At 62.4% G+C, this 20,051-nt stretch carries 17 protein-coding genes and 1 pseudogene; 9 read left to right on the top strand and 9 right to left on the bottom strand.

Annotation, left to right across the window (positions count from 1 at the left end; translation table 11 throughout):
• The first annotated feature begins 40 nt into the window (after positions 1-40).
• Positions 41-1,543, top strand: a complete 1,503-nt coding sequence (gene glpK, locus OS035_RS23130; RefSeq protein ID WP_097627821.1) for a glycerol kinase GlpK — start codon at positions 41-43, stop codon at positions 1,541-1,543.
• 23 nt (positions 1,544-1,566) lie between these two features.
• Here the strand turns inward: glpK and OS035_RS23125 are convergent, their stop codons facing one another.
• From OS035_RS23125 to OS035_RS23105, 5 genes and pseudogenes are all read right to left on the bottom strand, one after another.
• Complete coding sequence (locus tag OS035_RS23125) at positions 1,567-2,571, bottom strand: ABC transporter permease (protein ID WP_097627820.1); 1,005 nt, start codon at positions 2,569-2,571, stop codon at positions 1,567-1,569.
• A 2-nt stretch (positions 2,572-2,573) separates the two neighbouring features.
• Positions 2,574-3,593 carry an ABC transporter permease gene (locus tag OS035_RS23120; RefSeq protein WP_331814100.1) on the bottom strand — a complete coding sequence of 340 codons (1,020 nt, stop codon included), beginning with the start codon at positions 3,591-3,593 and terminating at the stop codon, positions 2,574-2,576.
• Complete coding sequence (locus tag OS035_RS23115) at positions 3,583-5,133, bottom strand: sugar ABC transporter ATP-binding protein (RefSeq protein ID WP_097627818.1); 1,551 nt, start codon at positions 5,131-5,133, stop codon at positions 3,583-3,585. Before OS035_RS23115 ends, OS035_RS23120 begins: the two co-directional genes overlap by 11 nt.
• A 62-nt stretch (positions 5,134-5,195) precedes the next feature.
• Positions 5,196-6,209: a sugar ABC transporter substrate-binding protein gene (locus tag OS035_RS23110; protein ID WP_331814099.1), complete on the bottom strand. Its 1,014-nt coding sequence runs from the start codon at positions 6,207-6,209 to the stop codon at positions 5,196-5,198.
• 243 nt (positions 6,210-6,452) lie between these two features.
• Positions 6,453-7,377 (bottom strand): annotated as a pseudogene (locus OS035_RS23105) (alanine--tRNA ligase-related protein).
• Positions 7,378-7,426: 49 nt separating this feature from the next.
• Between OS035_RS23105 and OS035_RS23100 the strand changes: the two are divergent.
• Both OS035_RS23100 and OS035_RS23095 read left to right on the top strand, forming a co-directional pair.
• Positions 7,427-7,858, top strand: a complete 432-nt coding sequence (locus tag OS035_RS23100) for an antitoxin Xre-like helix-turn-helix domain-containing protein (RefSeq protein WP_097627816.1) — start codon at positions 7,427-7,429, stop codon at positions 7,856-7,858.
• A complete protein-coding gene (locus tag OS035_RS23095; RefSeq protein WP_097627815.1) occupies positions 7,855-8,337 on the top strand; it encodes an RES family NAD+ phosphorylase in 483 nt (160 codons plus the stop codon). The genes OS035_RS23100 and OS035_RS23095 overlap by 4 nt, the downstream gene beginning before the upstream one ends.
• Before the next feature lie 56 nt (positions 8,338-8,393).
• Here the strand turns inward: OS035_RS23095 and pdxA are convergent, their stop codons facing one another.
• The 4 genes from pdxA to OS035_RS23075 form a co-directional block, all read right to left on the bottom strand.
• On the bottom strand, positions 8,394-9,380 hold the full coding sequence (gene pdxA, locus OS035_RS23090; protein WP_097627814.1) for a 4-hydroxythreonine-4-phosphate dehydrogenase PdxA: 987 nt from the start codon (positions 9,378-9,380) through the stop codon (positions 8,394-8,396).
• Positions 9,381-9,394: 14 nt separating this feature from the next.
• Positions 9,395-10,528: an iron-containing alcohol dehydrogenase gene (locus OS035_RS23085; RefSeq protein ID WP_097627813.1), complete on the bottom strand. Its 1,134-nt coding sequence runs from the start codon at positions 10,526-10,528 to the stop codon at positions 9,395-9,397.
• 352 nt (positions 10,529-10,880) lie between these two features.
• A complete protein-coding gene (locus tag OS035_RS23080) occupies positions 10,881-12,065 on the bottom strand; it encodes a sialidase family protein (RefSeq protein WP_331814098.1) in 1,185 nt (394 codons plus the stop codon).
• On the bottom strand, positions 12,062-12,982 hold the full coding sequence (locus OS035_RS23075; protein WP_097627811.1) for a dihydrodipicolinate synthase family protein: 921 nt from the start codon (positions 12,980-12,982) through the stop codon (positions 12,062-12,064). Before OS035_RS23075 ends, OS035_RS23080 begins: the two co-directional genes overlap by 4 nt.
• 324 nt (positions 12,983-13,306) lie before the next feature.
• Between OS035_RS23075 and OS035_RS23070 the strand changes: the two genes are divergently transcribed.
• The 6 genes from OS035_RS23070 (at position 13,307) to OS035_RS23045 (ending at position 20,048) form a co-directional block, all read left to right on the top strand.
• Positions 13,307-14,944: an ABC transporter substrate-binding protein gene (locus tag OS035_RS23070; protein WP_097627810.1), complete on the top strand. Its 1,638-nt coding sequence runs from the start codon at positions 13,307-13,309 to the stop codon at positions 14,942-14,944.
• Between the two features lie 131 nt (positions 14,945-15,075).
• Positions 15,076-16,032 (top strand): ABC transporter permease, encoded by a 957-nt coding sequence (locus OS035_RS23065; protein WP_097627809.1) that lies wholly within the window; start codon positions 15,076-15,078, stop codon positions 16,030-16,032.
• Between the two features lie 2 nt (positions 16,033-16,034).
• The gene (locus OS035_RS23060; RefSeq protein WP_054184967.1) at positions 16,035-16,994 is read left to right on the top strand and encodes an ABC transporter permease; all 960 of its coding nucleotides are present in this window, start codon (positions 16,035-16,037) and stop codon (positions 16,992-16,994) included.
• Positions 16,991-17,998: an ABC transporter ATP-binding protein gene (locus OS035_RS23055; RefSeq protein ID WP_097627808.1), complete on the top strand. Its 1,008-nt coding sequence runs from the start codon at positions 16,991-16,993 to the stop codon at positions 17,996-17,998. Before OS035_RS23060 ends, OS035_RS23055 begins: the two co-directional genes overlap by 4 nt.
• On the top strand, positions 17,998-18,990 hold the full coding sequence (locus OS035_RS23050) for an ABC transporter ATP-binding protein (RefSeq protein WP_097627807.1): 993 nt from the start codon (positions 17,998-18,000) through the stop codon (positions 18,988-18,990). The genes OS035_RS23055 and OS035_RS23050 overlap by 1 nt, the downstream gene beginning before the upstream one ends.
• The gene (locus tag OS035_RS23045) at positions 18,987-20,048 is read left to right on the top strand and encodes a four-carbon acid sugar kinase family protein (protein WP_097627806.1); all 1,062 of its coding nucleotides are present in this window, start codon (positions 18,987-18,989) and stop codon (positions 20,046-20,048) included. Before OS035_RS23050 ends, OS035_RS23045 begins: the two co-directional genes overlap by 4 nt.
• Positions 20,049-20,051 lie beyond the last annotated feature (3 nt).

Below are 20,051 nucleotides of genomic sequence, written 5' to 3'. Positions count from 1 at the left end.
CTTGCCGGGCGGAGCGGTTTCGTGCGAGCCGGAGACGGATATGAGCGGCTATATTCTTTCAATTGACCAGGGCACGACGTCGTCGCGCGCGATCATCTTCGATGGCGGCATGAAAATGGCCGCCTCGGCCCAGGCGGAGATCACCCAATATTACCCGCAGCCCGGTTGGGTGGAGCATGACGCCACTGAGATCTGGCAGTCCGTCGTCGATACGGTGCGCAAGGCGATTGCCGATGCCGGCACGAATGCCGCTGCCATTGCCGCGATCGGCATCACCAACCAGCGCGAGACGGCGGTCGTCTGGGACCGACGGTCGGGCGCGCCGCTTCACCGGGCGATCGTCTGGCAGGACAGGCGCACGGCCGAAATGTGCGAGAGCCTGAAGGCCGACGGATATGAGAAGCTGTTCAGCGCCAAGACCGGCCTGCTGCTCGACCCCTATTTCTCCGGAACCAAACTGCGCTGGCTGCTCGACAATGTCGACGGCCTGCGGGAGAAGGCGGAGGCGGGCGAGGTCTGCTTCGGCACGATCGACAGCTGGCTGATCTACAATCTGACTGATGGTCGTGTGCACGCCACCGATGCGACCAACGCGTCGCGAACCCTCCTTTACAATATCGACGACGGCGTTTGGGACGAGGAGCTGCTTGGCATTCTCGGCATCCCGGCCGTGATGCTTCCCGAAGTCCGGGAATGCGCCGATAATTTCGGCCGTGTCGACAAGGCGCTGTTCGGCGCGGAGCTTCCGATCCTCGGCGTCGCCGGCGACCAGCAGGCGGCGGCCGTGGGCAATGCCTGCTTCGAGCCCGGCATGATGAAATCCACCTATGGCACCGGCTGCTTTGCCCTGCTGAACACCGGCAGGGATCGTGTTTCCTCATCCAACCGGATGCTGACGACGATTGCCTACCGGCTCGACGGCGAGACGACCTATGCACTCGAAGGCTCGATCTTCATCGCCGGCGCCGCCGTGCAATGGCTGCGCGACGGGCTCGGCATCATCGGCCAGGCGTCGGAGGCGGGCGTGCTTGCGGCCAAAGCCGATCCGGGGCAGCAGGTCTATATCGTCCCCGCCTTTACCGGCCTCGGCGCGCCCTACTGGGATCCGGGAGCGCGCGGCGCGATCTTCGGTCTGACGCGAAATAGCGGACCGGCGGAATTTGCCCGCGCCGTGCTCGAATCTGTCGCCTACCAGACACTCGACCTGCTGGTGGCGATGAAGAAGGACTGGGGCGTCAACCAGCTGGAAACCGTGCTGCGCGTCGATGGCGGCATGGCGGCTTCGGATTGGACGATGCAGTGCCTGGCTGACATGACCGGAAATCCCGTCGACCGCTCGGCGATCCGCGAGACGACAGCGCTGGGTGCCGCCTGGCTTGCCGGCTCGAAAGCCGGCATCTGGCCCGGCAGACGGGATTTTGCGCAGGCCTGGGCCTGCGACCGCCGCTTCAGCCCCGCGATGGAAGAGGGCGAACGGCAGGCCAAGATCATCGGCTGGAAGAATGCCGTCTCGCGGATGATTTCGGACGCCTCGGCGGGCTGACACCTGTCCCGTATGGCTTTCTCTTATACGCTGCCGGCGGCTTTCCTGTTGATGAAGCTGAGAGCCAGCACCGCGAAGATCAGCGTTCCCGTGCCGACCTGCTGCCAGTAAAAATTCAGATCGGTCAGCAGCAGCCCGTTGGCGACGATCCCGAGCAGCAGCGCACCGAGAACGGTGCCGGCGACATTCGGCCGTCCGAGCGGGCTGAGCGTCGTGCCGATGAATGTCGCGCCGATGGCGTTCAGCAGGAAGGCATTGCCCGAGGAGGGGATGTAGGTGGTGACGGTCGCGGTCAGGATCAGGCCGGCGATCGCCGCGATCAGCCCGACCAGGATGAAGGTCACCGCGACATGGGCCGGTGCTGCGATGCCGGAATAACGCACGACGCCCGGCTGGATGCCGATCGACAGAATGACGCGGCCAAACCGTGTACGGGCAAAAACGACCGCGACGGCCGCGATGACGACAATGGCAATGGCAAGCGGCGTGGGAAAGCCGCCGATCGCACCGTGGCCGAGGAAGCGGAAGGCTTCCGGCACGCCGTTCGGCGGCAGATAGACCGGATTGCCGCCATTGGTCAGCAATTGCTGGACGCTGCGGCCGATGAACAATGTGCCGAGCGTTGCCAGGAACGGCGACACGCCGATCCCGGAGATCAGAAATGCGTTGAAGGCGCCGACGAACGCTCCGGCCGCCAGCCCCGCGATCGCGGCGATCGCCACCGGCTGTCCGGCAAGCACGAGTGAGACGAAGGCGAAGCTCGCAAAATCCATCGCCGTGCCCACCGAAAGATCGATGCCGCCCGACGCGACCGCGAAGGTCATGGCAATCGAGACGATGACAAGCAGCGTAAAGTTATTGACCAGGATGCTTTGCAGGTTCGCAAGCGTCAGGAATGTCGGCGTTGCCGCGGAAAAGGCGGCAAAGACCGCAATCAGCGCGAGGATCAGCCCATAGCGCAACAGGCCGCCGGTGATAAGGCGCCGCAGGCCTGTCGTTGTGGCGGGGGTAGGGGTCTGGAGCGACATGGTCAGGTCTCCTGCCGGCGCAGCAGCGTGGTCGCGGAAACGACGATGAGAATGAGTACGCCCTGGACGCCGCTGACGAGCGTGCTCGATATGTTCAGCAGCTGGAAGCCGTTGGTGAGGAAGCCGACAAGCAACGCCGAAAGCAGCGTTCCTGTGACCGTCGGAACCAGTCGGCGCGAAAAAACCGCGCCGAGCAGGGCCGTCACGACGACAGGCAGCAGCATCTCGCCGGCACCGGTCGTGCTGCCGCTCAGATAGGCAGCGGACAGGATGCCGGCGATGCCGCCGCAAAGGCCGCTGGCGACGAAGGCGCCGGCGAGCAGGCGGCGAAGCGGCAGGCCGGCGGCACGCGCCGCATCAGGAAATTCACCGACGGCATAAAGATGCAGGCCAAGCGGCGTATATTGCACGATCGCCGCCGCAATGGCCGTGAAGCCGAGGAGCACATAGGCAAGAACCGGTATGCCGAAAGGATCCGAAGCCGAAAGCGCCGATAGGAAGGGCGTCGAGGCCGGCAGGACGGTATTGCCGGTCAGCACCAGTTCCAGGCCGGCGACGATATTCATGACGGCAAGCGTTGCGAGGAGCGGCACAATGCCAGCATAGACGACGGCAATGGCATTGACCGAGCCGATCAGCGCGCCGGTAAGGAGCGATGCCGCGATCGCTGTCGCATCGCCATAGCCAAGTTGCGTCAGGCTGGCATAAACGGCGGCGCTGAGGCCCATATTGGCCGCCAGCGACAGGTCGATGCCGCCGGTGACGTCATTGGAGCCGCCGGCGATCAGCACGACCGTCAGTCCGATGGCAAGCACGCCCGAGATGGCCGACTGGCCAAGCACGTTGCCGATATTGCCGATGCTGAGGAAATAGGGCGCGGTCAACGAGAAGATCGCCAGGATGGCGGCAAAAGCGATGAGCGATCCGAAGCGCAAAGTCGCAGCCGCAAGATTGCCGGCCGGCCGGGCCGGCGGCTCAGCAGCGGCAAAACCGGAAGGCGCGAATTCAATTTCAGCCGACATGGCGCTGTCCCTTAGATGATCCGGTCGATTGCGCCAACACGGCATCCGCGCTGGTTTCCGACGAGATGAATTCGCGCGCCACGCGGCCGCGGAAGAGCACGAGGATGCGATCGGTGATGCCGACGAGTTCCGGCAGATCCGAAGACAGCACGATAACGCCGGCGCCGCGCGCCGCGAGTTCGCCAATCAGCCTGTAGATCTCGACCTTGGAGCCGATATCGACTCCAACAGTCGGCTCGTCGAGGAGATAGACCTCGGAGCGGCGGCTCAGCCATTTGGCGATGGCGATCTTCTGCTGGTTGCCGCCCGAGAGCGTTCGCAGCAAAGCATCGCGGCCATTGGTTTTCACCTGGAGCCGCCCAATCAGCGCCTCGACCTCGCTTTGCTCGCGTCTGCGATCGAGAAAGCCGAAACGCGTGAAGCGGGCAAGGCTGGAGAGGCTGATATTTTCCGCGACGCTGAGGTCGAGCGCGACGCCGTGGCGGCGGCGATCTTCCGGTACCAGCGCGATTTCGCGACCGGCTGCCTGCGTTGGATTGGCGAAACGGGCAGGCTTGCCGTTGATTTCGATGCGGCCGGAAACGGGTGTCTCCAGCCCGAAGAGGGTGCGAACCAGCTCCTTTGCGCCGGAGCCGAGCAGGCCGGTGAGGCCGAGCACCTCGCCGCGGCGAAGCGTGAAGCTTATGTCGCTGTATTTTCCCCGCGCCGACAGCTGCTCGACCTTGAGGATCTCCTCACCCGGCGTCACCTCAGGCTTCGGAAACATCTCCTCGATGTCGCGCTCGACCATAAGCCGGGCAATCGCTGCGGCCGACGTGTCCCTGATCGGCAAGGAGGCGACATCAAGCCCGTTGCGCAGCACGGTGACCTGGTCGCAGAGTTCTTCGATTTCGTTCAGATAGTGCGAGATATAGATGATGGTGACGCCTTCGTCGCGCAGCCGGCGGATCAGCCGGAAGAGGATATCGGCCTCGCGGGCCACCAAGGCGGCCGTCGGCTCGTCGAAGATCAGCACCTTCGGCTGATTGAGGAGAGCGCGGGTGATTTGCACGATCTGCTTTTCGGCGGTCGACAATTCGCCGATCAGGGTGCCGTTCGGCAGACGGAGACCGAAATATTCGTTGAGAATATCGGATGCGCGTCGTTGCATCAGACGCCGGTCGAGGAAGGGCGTGCCTGATATCCGCGGTTCCCGGCCGAGGAAGAGGGTTTCGCCGACGGTGAATGTCGGCACCAGCAGCCGGTCCTGGTGAATGAAGTGGATGCCGAGTTCTTCGGCAAGATGCGGCGTCAGCCTGTCGAATATCTGTCCTTCGATTTCGATCCGGCCGTCATCGGGCTGGTGAAGGCCGGCCAGCAGCTTGATCAGCGTCGATTTGCCGGCGCCGTTCTGGCCGACGAGACCGTGAATGGTGCCGCGCCTGACGATCAGCGACGCACCGGCCAGCGCCTGCGCGCCCCCGAATCGTTTGACGATGCCTTCGAAGCGGATGATGTCGTCGCTCGCCGTCACCGGCTGCTTCAAGGAAATGGCCGTCATACGATTTCTCCGGTCATCCTGCCGGGGCGATCCAGCGAGGCTGGATCGCCCATCAGACAAGCTCAGCCGATGGCGAGTTTCTTGGTGACTTCGCCGACATTGGCCTTGTTGGCGATGAGCGCCGGAACATAGGTCTCGCGCGGCAGGGTCTGGCCGGCGAGCAGCTTGGCGATGTTGCGGATGGCGGTGCGGCCGATTTCCGCCGGCTGCTGGGCGACATCGGCGCCGGCCGGCGAATTCGGATCGGCGACAAGCTGCAGAACCTCGGGGCTGCCATCGACGCCGTAGGTACGAATCTCGGTCCGCCCGGCCGCCGCCAAAGCCTGGGTTGCGCCAAGCTGCGGAATATCCCAGGCCGACCAAATCGCCTTGATCGAACCTTTTTCCGGATATTTGTTAAGGATTGCGGTGATCTGGGTGAAGGCGTCCTGCACGGTGTTCGGGATGACGTCGCGCAGTTCCGGCTGGAGGATTTTCACCTTCGGGAAATATTTGACGACATTGACCAGCTGGTCATAGCGGATCGCGCAGGGAGTGACGCCGTAGAAACCGTTGAAGACGACGATATTGCCTTCGCCGCCGATATCGGAGACGAGCTGCAGCGCCAGGTCCTTGCCGATGCCCCAGTTGTCGGAGGTGGTATTGTTGATCGAGTTGGTCGAGCCGACGTCGACGGTCAGAACCGGGATACCGGCGTCACGCGCCTTCTTCAGCCAGGGGTCGATAACGCTGAGCGTGCCGAGGATTTGAACGATCGCATCCGGCTTCTGGGCGATCAGCGTCTGCAACTGCGACACCAGCTTGCCGTCATTGCGCCCGGCATCGACGGCGATCGGCTCGCCGCCGAGGCGTTTTACCTCTTCGATCTGGGCATTATAGGCCTGCAGGTCGAAGAAATGATCGGTGCCGGTCGCGCTGATGGCGATGCGCTTGCCTTTCAGCGACAGCTCTTCGTCTGCTGCCAAAACCGCCTTCTGCCCGACCAGCGAAGCGCCGGCGACGGCGACCCCGGCCGCCGCGGACAGTTTCAACAGGTCTCGTCTTCCGAATCGGCTTCCGGACTTTTCAATGCTCATGACCACTCTCTCCGATTAAATAATTTCTATAAATTAAGTAGACTAATGGAAATGAGGAGAAAGGAATTTCCAAAAAGTCGCTCTCTAAGAAAAAGAGTGAGCGGACGGCATACTTTTCCTGGCCGGGTTTGCCGCAACGATTGATGGTGCGGGACATGGGATAATGGCGGCGACGAACGTCGCCGGAAAATGGACGCTTTCGCGTGAGGGAAGGCCTCCCGTGCCCGGACGGCCTTGTTCAAGCTATTCGTCAAGCGTCTCGCCGAGTTCGGAAAAGTCGATGCCGTGGGTGTCGAACCACCAGTCGGGACTCATCTCGGCGTGACGGTCACGCAGGCGCAGATATTTTGCGCGTAGCCGCTTCTGGCGTTCGACCTCTTCGGTGAGCGTGCCGCCGATCTTGTGGATGCGGCGGAGCAGCTTTCGCAGGACGTATCCCTGCTCCTTGTTGCCCGGCCGGTAGCCGCGTTGCACGATCGTGCATCGTCTTGCTGCGTCCCGTTGACGATCAAGTTGAGACGTTCGGCGCCAAAGCCGACGTCGATGCAGGTTCCGAGCGGATTGACGATGTCCGGTCTCGACGCCATGCTTGTAGAACTCGGTGCAGTATCCGCTGATGCTGCCATCGCTCCAGGTGCATTCCGGATCTGCAACTATGGCCACACCTCCGCGATAGAGCGGCGTCCATTCCATCAGGCGATCGGGATGGATCGTGACATGATCCGGCACGAGCCCCAGCGTTCCCAGAAATTCGAGCCAGAAATCGATGGCGTTGCCGACGGTCATTTCCCTGAAGGAGAAAAAGGCCGAGCATGGTGAAGTGCAGAAGATGCGTTCCATCGCCGATCTCGTCGAGGTCGCCCATGCGCAGGCAGGCCTGGCTGTTTGCGACAGTTCCAATGTAGGAAGGATCGGAGAAGAGGGGTTTATATTGCTGCATGCCGGCGCTGCAGAAGAGCGTGGTGTTACCATGCGGCCGTACGGATGCGATGCGTGTGAAATCGATGCCCTTGAAAAGGCAGAAGTCTCCATAGTGCTGGATCAGGCGTCCCGCGGTGACATAGGCAGCCTCCTTCGTCTTTCGTGTGCCTTCCGGGAAGATAGCGATCTCCCGCACGCGCGGCAATCCGTCTCCATCGGCAACTCGGCAAATCACGGTCTTGATCATTGGGCCACTTGAGACTAAATATAACCTCAAGTGAAAAGGAGCCATTGTCATGATGGGATTTGCTGCCGTTGCCGATGTTCTCGGGCTACCCTCCAGGGAGCCGGCGTCGCGCTCGGCCTTCGGCCTGCTCTCCAGCATCGAGGCGGGATTGCCGGTCAAGGCGCTAGACCGCATGGCGCTGCTTCTGGCGCCTGATGACACCCAGTTCAAATACAAGCTCGTTCCCAAGGCCACTTATGAGCGGCGCAAGTCCAAGCATCGGCTCTCCTCCGACGAGGGCATAAGGCTCGCCCGTCTCGCGCGGGTCTGGGGGCTGGCGCTCGATGTCTGGCAGACCGAGGCGGAGGCGCGGGATTTCCTGTTTCGCCCGCATGCGATGCTGGAGGACAGGCGGCCGATCGATGTCGTCATCCAGAGCGAGATCGGCGGCGAGCTCGTGCTCGATATCCTTGGAAGCCTGAAATACGGCAGCGCTGCGTGAGCGCACAGCTTCTTGACCGAACGCTGACATCCGTCCGCATCGGCGATCCCAACGGAACCTACCCTATCTTCGATGCCACCGGCTCGACTATCGCGCCGGGACGGTGGAACACCTCGGGCAGCCCGATCATCTATACGAGCGAGCACTATTCGACGGCGCTGCTCGAAAAGCTCGTCCATGGCAGCGGTAGGCTGCCGCCCAACCAGCACTATGTCACGATCACCATGCCGCGCGGGCTCAGCTACGAGGTCTTGTCAGAGCCGGCGCTGCCTGGCTGGGACAGTATGCCGGCTTCTGTCAGCAAGGCTTTCGGCGAAAAGTGGTGCCAGGAGAAGCGCAGCGCCATCCTGCTGGTGCCAAGCGTCGTCGCCCGCGTCGACCGGAACGTGCTGATCAATCCGGCCCACCCGGAATTCCGATCGATCACGGTCAGCCTCCACCAACCCGTTTTCTGGGATCGCCGTCTGTTCGGCATGTGATGGGGTGTCGGTCGCAATCGCGCCCTTCCGCGCCGTCACCCTTTACAATGTTGGGATCACACCGTCTGCCGCGGAGCGCGCGCCATTAGTCGGGCATAGGCGATGGCCGAGAGCATGTTGACGTGGTTGGCTTTTCCCGTGCCGGCGATGTCGAAGGCGGTGCCGTGATCGACCGAGACGCGATCGATTGGCAGGCCGAGCGAGACGTTGACCGCCGTCTCGAAGGCCACGAGCTTGATCGGGATGTGGCCCTGATCGTGATATTGGGCAATGACGAGATCGAAGGCGCCGTTATAGGCGCGGGCGAACACCGTATCGGCGGAGATCGGGCCGACGACGTCAATGCCTTTAGCCTGCGCCTGCTCGACGGCGGGTGCCAGGAATTCCATGTCTTCGGTGCCGAAGAGGCCGTTTTCGCCGCAATGCGGATTAAGGCCGGCAACGGCGATGCGCGCCTTCCTGCCGAGACGAAGGAAATGCCCGTGGCCGGCTTCGATGGTGGCGAGAACCCGTTCGGTCTTGGCGCGTTCAATTGCGCCTTTCAGCGAGATATGGGTCGACACATGGATGGTGTTCAGCCGTTCGGAGGCAAGCAGCATGAAGGAGCTCTTCGAACCGGTGAGATGGGCGAGAAGCCCGGTGTGGCCGTCATGGTGGTGGCCGGCCAGATTCATCGCCTCCTTGTTGATCGGGGCGGTGACGATGACATCGGCCTGACCTGACATGGCGAGATCGACGGCGCGGGTGATATAGCGCACCGAGGCGTCGCCGGCGACGGGGCTCACCTTGCCGATCTCCGGCAGGGCCGCGCCGAGCGCAACTTCATCGACGGCAATCCTGTCATTGCCGCCGGCATCTGCAGGCCGGAATGTCAGCCCGGTGCCGCTGACGCGGTTGGCGCGCTCCAGCGCTTCGACATTGCCGACGATGACGAAATCGCGGCGCTCTTGGCTCGGAAGGGCCGCCAAGGCCTTGACGATCACCTCGGGACCGACGCCGGCGGGATCGCCGAGCGTCACTGCGACTTTCGCATTCCTGTCCATCGTCAAAACCCCTTCTAGAACGCGGCTGTGTAAATCGAGCGAATGTCGGCGCGCGTGAGATCGCGCGGATTGTTGTCGAGCAGGCGGCGGATGGCAAAGGCATCGTCGGCCATGGCGTCGAGGTCGCTTTCCGGAACGCCGAGGGCGGAAAGTTTCATCTCGATGCCGAGCTCGGCGCAGAAAGCGTAGGCCGCATCGAAGACGGATGCGATGTTGTCAGAGGTCTGGCACCCAAGCGCCTCCATCACCGCTTTCGTCTTCTCAGGCGCAGACGGCGTGTTGAAGGCAAGCACATGCGGGAAGATCAGCGCATTCGCCGCGCCATGCGCCACATGCCAACGCGTGCCGAGTGGATAGGCGAGCGCATGGCCGCCGGCGGTGTTGACCGGGCCGAGACAGAAGCCGCCGTAAAGCGAGGCGAGCGACAAGCCGGCGCGCGCTTCGGCGTCGTTGCCATCCTTGACGGCGCGGGCGAGATATTTGCCGACCAGTCGCGTTCCCTCGATCGCATAGATATCGACCATCGGGTGGGCCTTGCGGTTGGTGAAGGCCTCGACGCAGTGAGCCATGGCATCGACGCCGGTGGCAGCCGTGGTGCGCGCCGGCACGGTAAAGGTCAAGGCGGGATCGATGACGGCGATGTCGGCCAGCATGTGCAGGCTTTCGACGGCAAGCTTCGCCATCGTCCTGGGATCGGTGACCAGCGCGCGGATGCCGGCCTCGCTGCCGGTGCCCGAAGTCGTCGGCACCTGGGCGAGCGCTACCTTTCGCGGCCCATGCACCTTGTTCGGGCCGACGACATCATGCAGCGTCTGCGCGGAGCCGGCAAGAACGGCGGCAAGTTTTGCCAGGTCCATGGCGCTGCCGCCGCCGAAGCCGACGATCAGCTCGGCATCGGCGCCGTTCGCCGCCGCGAGCACCTTTTCGAGATTGGCCGTATCCGGCTCGGGTGTCACTTCAGAGAAGACGGCGACTTGGCCCGTGAGTTCCAGCACGTCGATGCGTGAGGCGTTGAAAGCGTCGGAGATGACAAGCGTGCGCCTATAGCCTTTTTCGGCAGCCCATTTGCCGAGCTTGCCCGCCGTGCCGATGCCGAATTCGATCAGATGCGGCCGAACGATCGTGATCGGCGAATCCAAGCTGGCCATGAACCAGTCCTCCCTGCAAGATCTAGCGGCAACAATGTCGTCGCCCTCTTTATTGTAAAGTTGTAAGATCAATGTCAAGCTGGCATTCCAAGACGCGGAAATTTTTATCGTTAGGCATATGGTCGGCAAACGTTTTCAAGCGGCGTTACTGCGTCATAATATACAGTAATATCAGTTTGTTAAGTATGTCAGGCGATGGAAATACCTTTTTGAGCACGAAGGGCCGGACGGCCATTCGCGGGCGCACCTCTCTTGTCAATTTCCTGGCGCTGAGCCAGTCTCACGCCGGCGGCCCCGCATCCTTTCGCACGCGATCGGATGCAGGTTTACAATCTTCCCGCTGCCACGTGGTTCAGGGCAGCGATTGCGGAGCGAGACGCACATATTTGATGGCGCGCCGGTAGTAGGTGTAGGCGATATGCAGCGCGCCGTCGCTGCCTTGGATGACCGAGGGATAGGAGAATTCGCGGTTCAGCGAATCCTTCGAATTGTTGCTGAGGCAGAAACCGTCGCCGGTATCGAGATCGACGCGATGCGGAAAACTCTTGCCGCCATCCCTGGAGATCGCAAGGCTGAGCGGCGCCCGCGGAACGCCCCAGACCGCTTTGCGGCCTATATCGGCGACAACAGTGGCCTCTCCTGTCTCGCCGCCCTCGATTTCGTCATAGAGAGACTGGCGCCGAGCATCCGATGTGCTTGCATTCGAATGGTTATAAACCATTGCAATCGCTCCATCATTTAGGACCGTGGCCTGAATCGAGGAGTTGTTGTTCGGCAGTTCGGTCGGCTCGGGCGCGCTCCACGTTTCGCCGCCATCGGACGATCGGCTGGAAAGAATGCTCTCGGCGAAACGATTGCGGTAGAAGGCGATCATGTCGTCGCCGTCGAGCGGCAGAATGTTCATGTGCACGGCGCCAATGCTGTCTGCAATATCGCGCATCTGCCAACTCGCGCCGCCGTCCCGCGAGATCAGCACCGCTGCGGTGTCGGCATCGCCGCTCCAGCGCTGGCCGCTAAGGCCGACGCAGCGAAAGACCGGAAGCAGCCAGTCGCCCTTGCCATTGACGACGATCTGCTGGCGAACGAATGTGCCGGGGCTGTCGCAGAGGATCTTGACCGGGCCGAAGCTTTTGCCGCCGTCATCCGATAGGCGGCATTTGACAACGGAACCGTCCTGATTGCCCGAGGTTTGCGAGGTATAGAGCAGCCAAGTCTTGCCGTCCGGAGCATTGAAAATCAATGGGTTCTGCTCGGATTTCTCCGGATCGTCGCTCATCTTCTCAGGCTCCGACCAGCGCTCGGAGCCCGGGGCCAGCCGCGACATGTAAATCGAAATATCGCCCATGCCCTCCATCGTCCCGCCGAACCAGACGCAGCTCAGCGTGCCGTCGCGCAGAAAGGCGAGATTTGCCGCGTGGTTCTGGATGCAGGGCGAGGGCAGATAGGCATCGGAACGGCCCGCGACAGAGGGATGAGCGGTGATGACCCCGGTCATCAAATCGGGCACGGCTTCGGAAGGCAGGCCGGTAAAATTCATCGCGGATCTCCCCAAGGCAGCTTGGCATAGCTTTCGGCGAGTGCGGCGTAATCCGCCTCGCTCAGCGGCATCAGCGGCGCGCGGGTGCGCTTCCAGGCGGGATTGCCGGTCTTCAGCCCCACCATTGCCTTGATGGTCGGGATCTGGACGTAGGAATTAGAAAGCGTGCGATAGGCGTTGATGCGCGCCTGCGCCGCCTCGACATCGGCGGCGCGCGCCTCGTCACGGACATGGTCATAGACGGTGCGCAGCGAATCCGCCACCAGATTGGAGGTGGCGGTGATGCAGCCGGCGCCGCCGGCCTTCATCAGCGGCAGCAGCAGCGGATCGGCGCCCGCCAGCACCGAAAAGCTGGGATAGGCGGCGATAATGGCCTGCATGTTATTGAAATCGCCGGCAGATTCCTTGATGCCGACGACCGTTTCCGGAAAGGCCGCAATCAGCCGGCCGATCAGCGGAATGGTGAGCGGAACACCCGAAACCTGCGGGATATGATAGAGAATGACCTGCAGACGCGTGTCGGCGACTTTTTCCAGAACCTGTGAGTAGGCAGCGAAGAGGCCGTCGTCGGAGATGCCCTTGTAATAAAAGGGCGGCAGCATCACCACTTTGGTGACACCGAGCGACAACGCGTGCCGGGTCAGTTCCACGGTTTCCGGAATGGCGACGACGCCGGTGCCGGGCAAAAGCCTGTCTGCTGGAATGCCCGCCTTCACAGCCGCCTCCAATATGGCGCGGCGCTCCGCTCCGGAAAAGGAATTGGCCTCGCCCGTCGTGCCGAGCAGGGCCACGCCGTGACATCCCTCGGCCAGCAGTTGCCTGCAATGGTCGATGAAAAGCGCGAGATCCGGCGTATTGTCAGCCGTCAGCGGCGTTGCGGCCGCGCTGAATACGCCTGTGATCCTGTGATGGCTCATTTTCCCCTCCTTCGGCGTGTTCTATCTCGCCGATCCGTGTTCAACCCGTCCGGCTGCGCATCCGATTGTCATGCATCTGCGTTGGAGTGCTAAGAACTTTTCCATTGCAGCACTTTTGTCAAGAAGACAAAATGCATTCATGCCGAATGCAAAAATTATCTCGCTGATATTGCAGTGATATTTTTCGAGTTAAATTTTATTGCAGCAAAAAATGCGATTTTTTGTTGACATATTTACAATAACGAGAGAACGATATGAGACGGATTGTGCTGCGCCTGGCAGGTGCAGGGAGAGCGCTGCCGAATTCACCTGGGAGGGAATGCCATGTCTTTTGATCCATCTGATAATACCAATCTATCGCGTCGCAACGCACTGAAGCTCGGTCTGGCGGCCGGCGTCGGCCTCACCGTATTCGGGATGAATGCGCGCATCGTGATGGCCGATGAAGGCCAGGTCCTGAAGGTCGCACATCCGGCCTTCGATCAGGACTGGTCGCCGCTGCGCGGCGGCGGCAGAACCTTCCGCTGGAATTCGATCTGGTGGGCGGCGCCGATGTATTTCGACAGCCAGGGCAATATAAAGCCTTACGTCTTCACCAGCTGGGAATCGGCCGACAATACGGTCTGGACCTTCAAAATCGACCCCAAGGCCGTCTTCTCCGACGGCAGCAAGATCACCGCGGCCGATGTCAAGGGATCGTGGGAAGTTGCCTCGATGCCGAACACCAAGAGCCAGCGCGCCGACCAGGTGCTGAGCAAGGTCAAGGGCTACGCTGAAATCGCCGCCGGCTCCGGCAAGGAGCTGACCGGTGTCGCAACACCTGACGAGGGAACGGTCGTCGTGACGCTGGCTGCGGCCGACCCGATCTTCTTCATGCGTCTGGCAAACCATATCGCGCCGATCACCAAGGCCTCGCAGTCGCGCGGCAGTGACGGCGAGGAGATCATCGACTGGTACAAGCCCGACAGCAAGCCGGTCTTCTCCGGCCCCTTCAAGCTGACGAGCATCGATATCGACGCCGGCAAATTGACCTTCGAGCCGAACGAGAATTTCTTCGGGCCGAAGCCGAAGCTTGCCCGTATCGAGGTCACCTCGATCGAAGACAATGTGACGGCGACATCGCTGATCAAATCCGGCGAGTTCAACGCCCATACCGAACTCGTCACCTCGACGATCATCCAGGATCTTGGCCCGGAATTCTCGGCCGGTCCGCTGATCCCGACCAGCCAGCACTTCTGGTTTAATATCTCGCGCGCACCGATGGACGATCCGAAGGTCCGCCAGGCACTGATCATGGCCGTCGACCGCGACGGCCTGTTCAAGGCGTCCTATCCGGATGGACCGCACAAGAAGGCCGACCAGATCCTCAACTCGGTCCCGGGCGCCGAAAATTCCGGCTTCGAGCCCTTTCCATACGATCCGGCAGCCGCCAAGAAACTGCTTGCCGAATCGAGCTATGGCGGGCCTGAGCGCCTGCCGAAGATCATGTTCGTCGGCGTCTCGGCGCCGGCCATTCAGGCCGCCGCCCAGTTCATCGCCGAGCAGTGGCGCCAGAACCTCGGTATCACTGCGGTCGACATGAAGCCGCAGCAGGACGCCTATGCCGGCCCCGACCAGAACTCGGTCCAGATCTTCCGCGATGACGTCGGCACCCGCGTTCCCGATGCCGTCTCCTACCTGGCGGGCTGCATTGCCTCGACCTCGTCGAACGCGCAGAACAAGCTCGGCGGATACAAGAACGACAAGGTCGACAGCGCCCTTGCCGAGGCGACGACCAAGGCCGCGGACGATCCGCAGCGCATCGCTCTCGCCCAGCAAGCCCAGAAGGCGTTCCGCGACGATTGGGCCTTCATCCCGTGGTATTCTCAGGCGATGTCGCGCTGGGCTACCAAGGAGGTCAAGGGTCTGGACAAGAACCTCGACTGGCAGATCGTCGAGCCGTGGAACATTTCGATCGGCTGAATCGGAACTATCGTTCCTGGCGATAAACGCGCGAAGGCCGCAAGGTCTTCGCGCAAATTTCAAGAAGAGATGCGATCTGTCGGGCGTCGGCCAAAGACGGGAACGCATTGAACAACAGGTGGGAGGTGGCCTTGCTGCGCTACGTGCTAACCCGTTTTGCCATCTGGATTCCATCCGTTCTGGTGGTGATGCTGGCCGTCTACGCGTTGGCCTTCTACGGCGCCGGCGACCCGATCAAGCTGATCTTCCTCCGCGCGCCGGGCGACGTCGCCTACAATCCGCAGCGCATCGAAGCCATCCGCGAAAGTGCGGGCCTCAACCGGCCCTTCATCGAGCAGTTCGGCCTCTACATCTGGAATCTGCTGCATGGTCAGTTCGGCAATTCGCTGACTTCGGGCCGCTCCGTCTGGGCAATGGTCTCGGCCGCAGCGCCAGTTTCGTTCCAGCTTGCCCTCTGTTCCGTCATCCTGACGACCGTGGTCGCCATTCCTCTCGGCATGATCGCGGCGCTGAACCAGAATTCGCGCCTCGATTACGCCATTCTGGGCTCGGCGCTTTTCCTCTGGGCGATCCCGGCCTATGTCGCAGGCCCCTTGCTGATGGTCGGCCTCATCGTGCTGCTGCCGGGTGCGAGCGTGCCCTATGGCTGGGGCGGCATTTTCGATGTGCGCATCCTGCTGCCCCTGCTGGTGCTGTCCTTCCAGCCGATCGCGCTGATCGTGCGCCAGACGCGCGCCGCCGTCATCGAGGTGCTGTCGGAGGATTTCGTCCGCACCGCCCGCGCCAAGGGCGTGCCCGAGATCGTCGTGGCGGTCCGCCACATCCTCCGGCCGGTGCTGACGCCTGTCGTGACGCAGCTCGGCCTGATCATGATCACCATCGTCAACGGCGCGATCTTCGTCGAGCTGGTCTTCGGCCTGCCGGGCCTCGGGCGCCTGACGGTGCAGGCGCTGATCAATTCCGATTATCCCGTCATTCTGGCGATCACGCTGATCGGGTCGTTCCTGGTGATGGTGTCGAACCTTTTGGTCGACGTGCTCTATCCGCTGCTCGATCCACGCGCCAATGATGCAAGAAGGAGCCGCTGACCATGTCCGCAATCCCTCTTTCCACCCCTGAAACCGTCGAGGAACAGCCGGTCAGCCTGTGGCGCGACGCCTGGTATCGGCTGAAGCGCAACAAGCTCGCCGTCTTCGGTCTCGTCATCGTGTTGATCCTCGCTTTCACGGCGATCTTCGGGCCTTACCTGACGCCCTATGACTATCTCGGCCAGGACCTCAACGCTCGCAACGCCCTGCCGTCGATGAGCCATCTCTTCGGAACCGACGATCTCGGCCGCGACGTCTTCAGCCGCGTGGTCTTTGGCACGCGGACCGCTTTCCTCGTCGCGGTCATCGTCACCTTCTTCGCGGTGCTGATCGGTCTCACGCTGGGTGCCGTAGCGGGTTTCTTCGGCAATCCCTTCGACCGCGTCATCATGTGGCTGACTGACGTGACGATGTCGGTTCCCAACCTGCTGCTCGTCGTTGTCATCAACGCCTCGCTGAAATCGCCGATCACCCGTTGGATGGAGGCGCGTTACCTCGAGACCCTCAATCCCTTCTACCGCCAGACGATCTGGGTGGATTTCATCCTCGTCTTCGGGTCGATGGCGCTGATCTCCTGGCCGCCTTACGCGCGCCTGGTGCGCGCCCAGGTGCTGTCGATCCGCAGCCGGCCCTATATCACCGCGGCCCAGGCGCTCGGCCTGTCGAATTGGGTCATCATCAAGCGTTATGTCGTGCCGAATGCGCTCGGGCCGCTGATCGTTTCGGTCAGCGCCGGTCTCGGCACGGCGATGGTGCTGGAAAGCGCCTTCAGCTTCCTCGGTGTCGGCGTCAACCCGCCGACGCCCAGCTGGGGCAATATGATCTCGGACGGCCTTCGCGTCTGGCAGCACTATCCGCATCTTCTCGCCGCTCCGGCGGCCGTGCTCGGCCTTGCCTCGGTTGCCTTCAGCTTCCTCGGCGACGGCCTCAACGACGCGCTCAATCCGCGGGGCAGCAAATGATGGACACGCAAAACAGAGAACGCCTGCTCGATGTCAGGAACCTCACCGTCGAGATCGACGGCCGCAATGGTCCGGCCGTCGTCGTCGACGGCATCGATCTCCATGTCGACAAGGGAGAGACGCTGGGTGTCGTCGGCGAATCCGGCTGCGGCAAGAGCCTCACCATGCTGAGCCTGATGCGGCTCCTGCCGAACAAGATCAAGGTCACCAATGGAACCGCGACCTTCGACGGCCGCGATCTGCAGACGATGTCGAATGGCGAGTTGCGCAAGGTGCGCGGCGGCGATATCGGCTTCGTCTTCCAAGATCCGATGACCTCGCTCAATCCCGTCATGCGCGTCGGCGACCAGATCTGCGAGCCGCTGATCTATCACTGCAAAATGAAAAAGGCTGAGGCCCGTGCCCGCGCTGTCGAGCTTCTACGCCTCGTCGGCATTCCTGGCCCAGAAGAACGGCTGCAGGCCTTTCCGCACGAACTCTCAGGCGGCATGCGCCAGCGCGTGATGATCGCCATCGGCCTTGCCTGCAATCCCAAACTGCTGATCGCCGATGAGCCGACGACGGCGCTCGACGTCACCATCCAAGCCCAGATCGTCGATCTGGTGAAGGATCTGCGCGCCAAGCTCGGCATGTCGGTCGTCTGGATCACCCACGATCTGGCATTGATTGCCGGCCTCGTCGATCGCGTTGCCGTGCTTTACGCTGGCACGGTCGTCGAGGACGCCCCCGTCGACGAGCTCTATGCCCGGCCAAGCCATCCCTATACGCGCGGCCTGCTCTCCTCGATCCCAAAACTGTCGGACCCGCCGGCAAGCCGGCTGAGCTCGATCGGCGGCACGCCGCCGGAGCCTGGCCGCCGGCCGAAGGGCTGCCCGTTTGCGCCGCGCTGCCCACTCGTCGAGGCGATCTGTCATGAGAAGGTGCCGCGGCTCGAACCCTTGAGCGGCAGTAGTAACCATCGCGCCGCCTGTTTCGTCGTCCAGAGAATGCAGGAGGCCGCGTAATGGCTGCGCAACCGCTGCTTAAGGTTGAAAACCTGGTCAAGCATTTCCACGTCAGGCTCGGCGCCTTCGGCGAACGCTCGGCAACCGTCTATGCGCTCGACAATGTCAACCTCGACATCATGGAGGGCGAGACGCTGAGCCTCGTCGGCGAATCCGGCTGCGGTAAATCGACGACCGGCTTCACCATCCTCAATCTTTACAAGGCGACCAGCGGCAGGGTCGTCTACAAGGGCCAGGATCTCGCGACGCTCGACGAGAAGCAGATGCGGCCGTTCCGCCGCGACCTGCAGATCGTCTTCCAGGATCCCTATTCGACGCTCAATCCGCGCATGACGGTGGGCGAGGCGATCGGCGAGCCGATCCTCTTCCATAAGCTTTGCACCAAGGCCGAGCTGAAGGAGAAGGTGGCGACGCTGCTGACCGATGTCGGCCTGCCCACGCGCTTTGCCCAGCGTTATCCGCACGAGCTTTCCGGCGGCCAGCGCCAGCGCGTCGTCATTGCCCGGGCGCTGGCCTGCCAGCCGAAATTCATCGTCTGCGACGAGGCGATCTCGGCGCTCGACGTATCGATCCAGGCGCAGATTATCAACCTGCTGCTCGATCTGCAGGAGAAGTACGGGCTGACCTATCTGTTCATCGCCCATGACCTTGCGGTGGTGCGCCATATCAGCACCCGCGTCGGCGTCATGTATCTCGGCCGGCTTGCCGAACTTGCGACCCGCGAGGAGCTCTTCGACAATCCACTGCACCCCTATACCAGGGCGCTGCTATCGGCCGTGCCGGAGACCGATCCCGAGCATGAACGTACCCGCCAGCGCCAGATTCTGCAGGGCGACGTGCCGAGCCCGCTCAACCCGCCGTCAGGCTGCCGTTTCCACACGCGCTGCCCGATCGCGATGGAGGTCTGCAGCAAGGTCATCCCTGTCTGGAAGGAAGCCAAGCCCGGCCATCTCGTCGCCTGTCACGCCGTCAATACGGAGCAGATTGCATGACGCTCAAGGCCGCGATCATTGCCGACGATCTGACGGGCGCGCTCGATACCGGCACGCCCTTTATCGCCGCCGGCCTTTCGGTGGCGGTCGCCGTCGATGTCGCGGCGGCCCGGGATGCGATTGCCACCGGCTGCGACGTCGTGGTCATCAACACCGCCTCTCGCGCCCTTGACGAGCGCGAGGCGGCCGAAAGGATCCGACTGGCTGTGGAGATGCTTGGCGGCGCGAAGCCCGGCATCGTCATGAAGAAGATCGATTCCCGGCTGAAGGGCAATGTCGCGGCGGAAAGCCTGACGCTGGCAGCTGCGCTCGGCCTGAAGAACATTCTTGTGGCGCCTGCCATTCCCGATCAGGAGCGCCTGACCTACCGCGGCTGCGTCGTTGGCCGCGGTGTCGACAGGCCGCTGCCGATTGCCGATCTGTTCGCGGGGGCTGACAATATTGTCGTTGCCGATGCCGAAGACGATACCGATCTCGATCAGATCGTCGAGGGTCATGTCTGGCTGACGACGCTTGGCGTCGGTGCGCGCGGCCTCGGTGCGGCGTTCGCCCGCCGGCTCGGCGAAATGGGGCGGCGGCCGGCGACGGAATTTACGGCGAGCCCGCGCACGCTGTTTGCCTTCGGCTCGCGCGATCCGATCACCTCAGCCCAGATGAACCGGCTCGAAGCCTCGGGCGCCTTACGCATGGTGGTGGATGCGCCGAAGGGGCAGATCGAATGCGGGGAGGGCCTGGCGCTGCCGGTGCTGCTGCGCTGCAGCGGCGAGATGGCGGCCGATGCGACGCTTGTCGCCGGTGACTTTGCCGCAGGCGTCAAAAGGGTGATCGACGATACCAGACCCGATATGCTGATGGTCGGCGGCGGTGATACGGCGCTGGCGGTTTTCCGTGCATTGGGGGTGCGGGTGCTTACGCCGAAGGGCGAGATCGAGGCCGGCATTCCCTGGTTCGATGTCACGGCCGCCGACGGCCGGTCTTTTCGGTGCGCCGTCAAGTCGGGGGGCTTCGGTAAGCCGGATAGTTTGTTAAAACTGGTTCTTCGGAATCAGGCGGCATAAGAT

The organism is Rhizobium sp. 268 (assembly GCF_036571585.1).
In the GTDB taxonomy this organism is placed as follows: Bacteria; Pseudomonadota; Alphaproteobacteria; order Rhizobiales; family Rhizobiaceae; genus Rhizobium; species Rhizobium redzepovicii.
The sequence above is the reverse complement of the archived record's forward strand: the minus strand, read 5'-3'. Positions and strand labels throughout refer to the sequence as shown.

Bases quoted from the DNA above. Each gene is read 5' to 3' on its own strand.
- OS035_RS23085 (WP_097627813.1), bottom strand. From the start codon at position 10,528: ATGGCCAGCTTGGATTCGCCGATCACGATCGTTCGGCCGCATCTGATC.
- OS035_RS23075 (WP_097627811.1), bottom strand. From the start codon at position 12,982: ATGAGCCATCACAGGATCACAGGCGTATTCAGCGCGGCCGCAACGCCG.
- OS035_RS23080 (WP_331814098.1), bottom strand. From the start codon at position 12,065: ATGAATTTTACCGGCCTGCCTTCCGAAGCCGTGCCCGATTTGATGACC.
- OS035_RS23055 (WP_097627808.1), top strand. From the start codon at position 16,991: ATGATGGACACGCAAAACAGAGAACGCCTGCTCGATGTCAGGAACCTC.
- OS035_RS23070 (WP_097627810.1), top strand. From the start codon at position 13,307: ATGTCTTTTGATCCATCTGATAATACCAATCTATCGCGTCGCAACGCA.
- OS035_RS23120 (WP_331814100.1), bottom strand. From the start codon at position 3,593: ATGTCGGCTGAAATTGAATTCGCGCCTTCCGGTTTTGCCGCTGCTGAG.
- OS035_RS23045 (WP_097627806.1), top strand. From the start codon at position 18,987: ATGACGCTCAAGGCCGCGATCATTGCCGACGATCTGACGGGCGCGCTC.
- glpK (WP_097627821.1), top strand. From the start codon at position 41: ATGAGCGGCTATATTCTTTCAATTGACCAGGGCACGACGTCGTCGCGC.
- OS035_RS23110 (WP_331814099.1), bottom strand. From the start codon at position 6,209: ATGAGCATTGAAAAGTCCGGAAGCCGATTCGGAAGACGAGACCTGTTG.
- OS035_RS23050 (WP_097627807.1), top strand. From the start codon at position 17,998: ATGGCTGCGCAACCGCTGCTTAAGGTTGAAAACCTGGTCAAGCATTTC.
- OS035_RS23115 (WP_097627818.1), bottom strand. From the start codon at position 5,133: ATGACGGCCATTTCCTTGAAGCAGCCGGTGACGGCGAGCGACGACATC.
- pdxA (WP_097627814.1), bottom strand. From the start codon at position 9,380: ATGGACAGGAATGCGAAAGTCGCAGTGACGCTCGGCGATCCCGCCGGC.
- OS035_RS23125 (WP_097627820.1), bottom strand. From the start codon at position 2,571: ATGTCGCTCCAGACCCCTACCCCCGCCACAACGACAGGCCTGCGGCGC.
- OS035_RS23060 (WP_054184967.1), top strand. From the start codon at position 16,035: ATGTCCGCAATCCCTCTTTCCACCCCTGAAACCGTCGAGGAACAGCCG.
- OS035_RS23100 (WP_097627816.1), top strand. From the start codon at position 7,427: ATGATGGGATTTGCTGCCGTTGCCGATGTTCTCGGGCTACCCTCCAGG.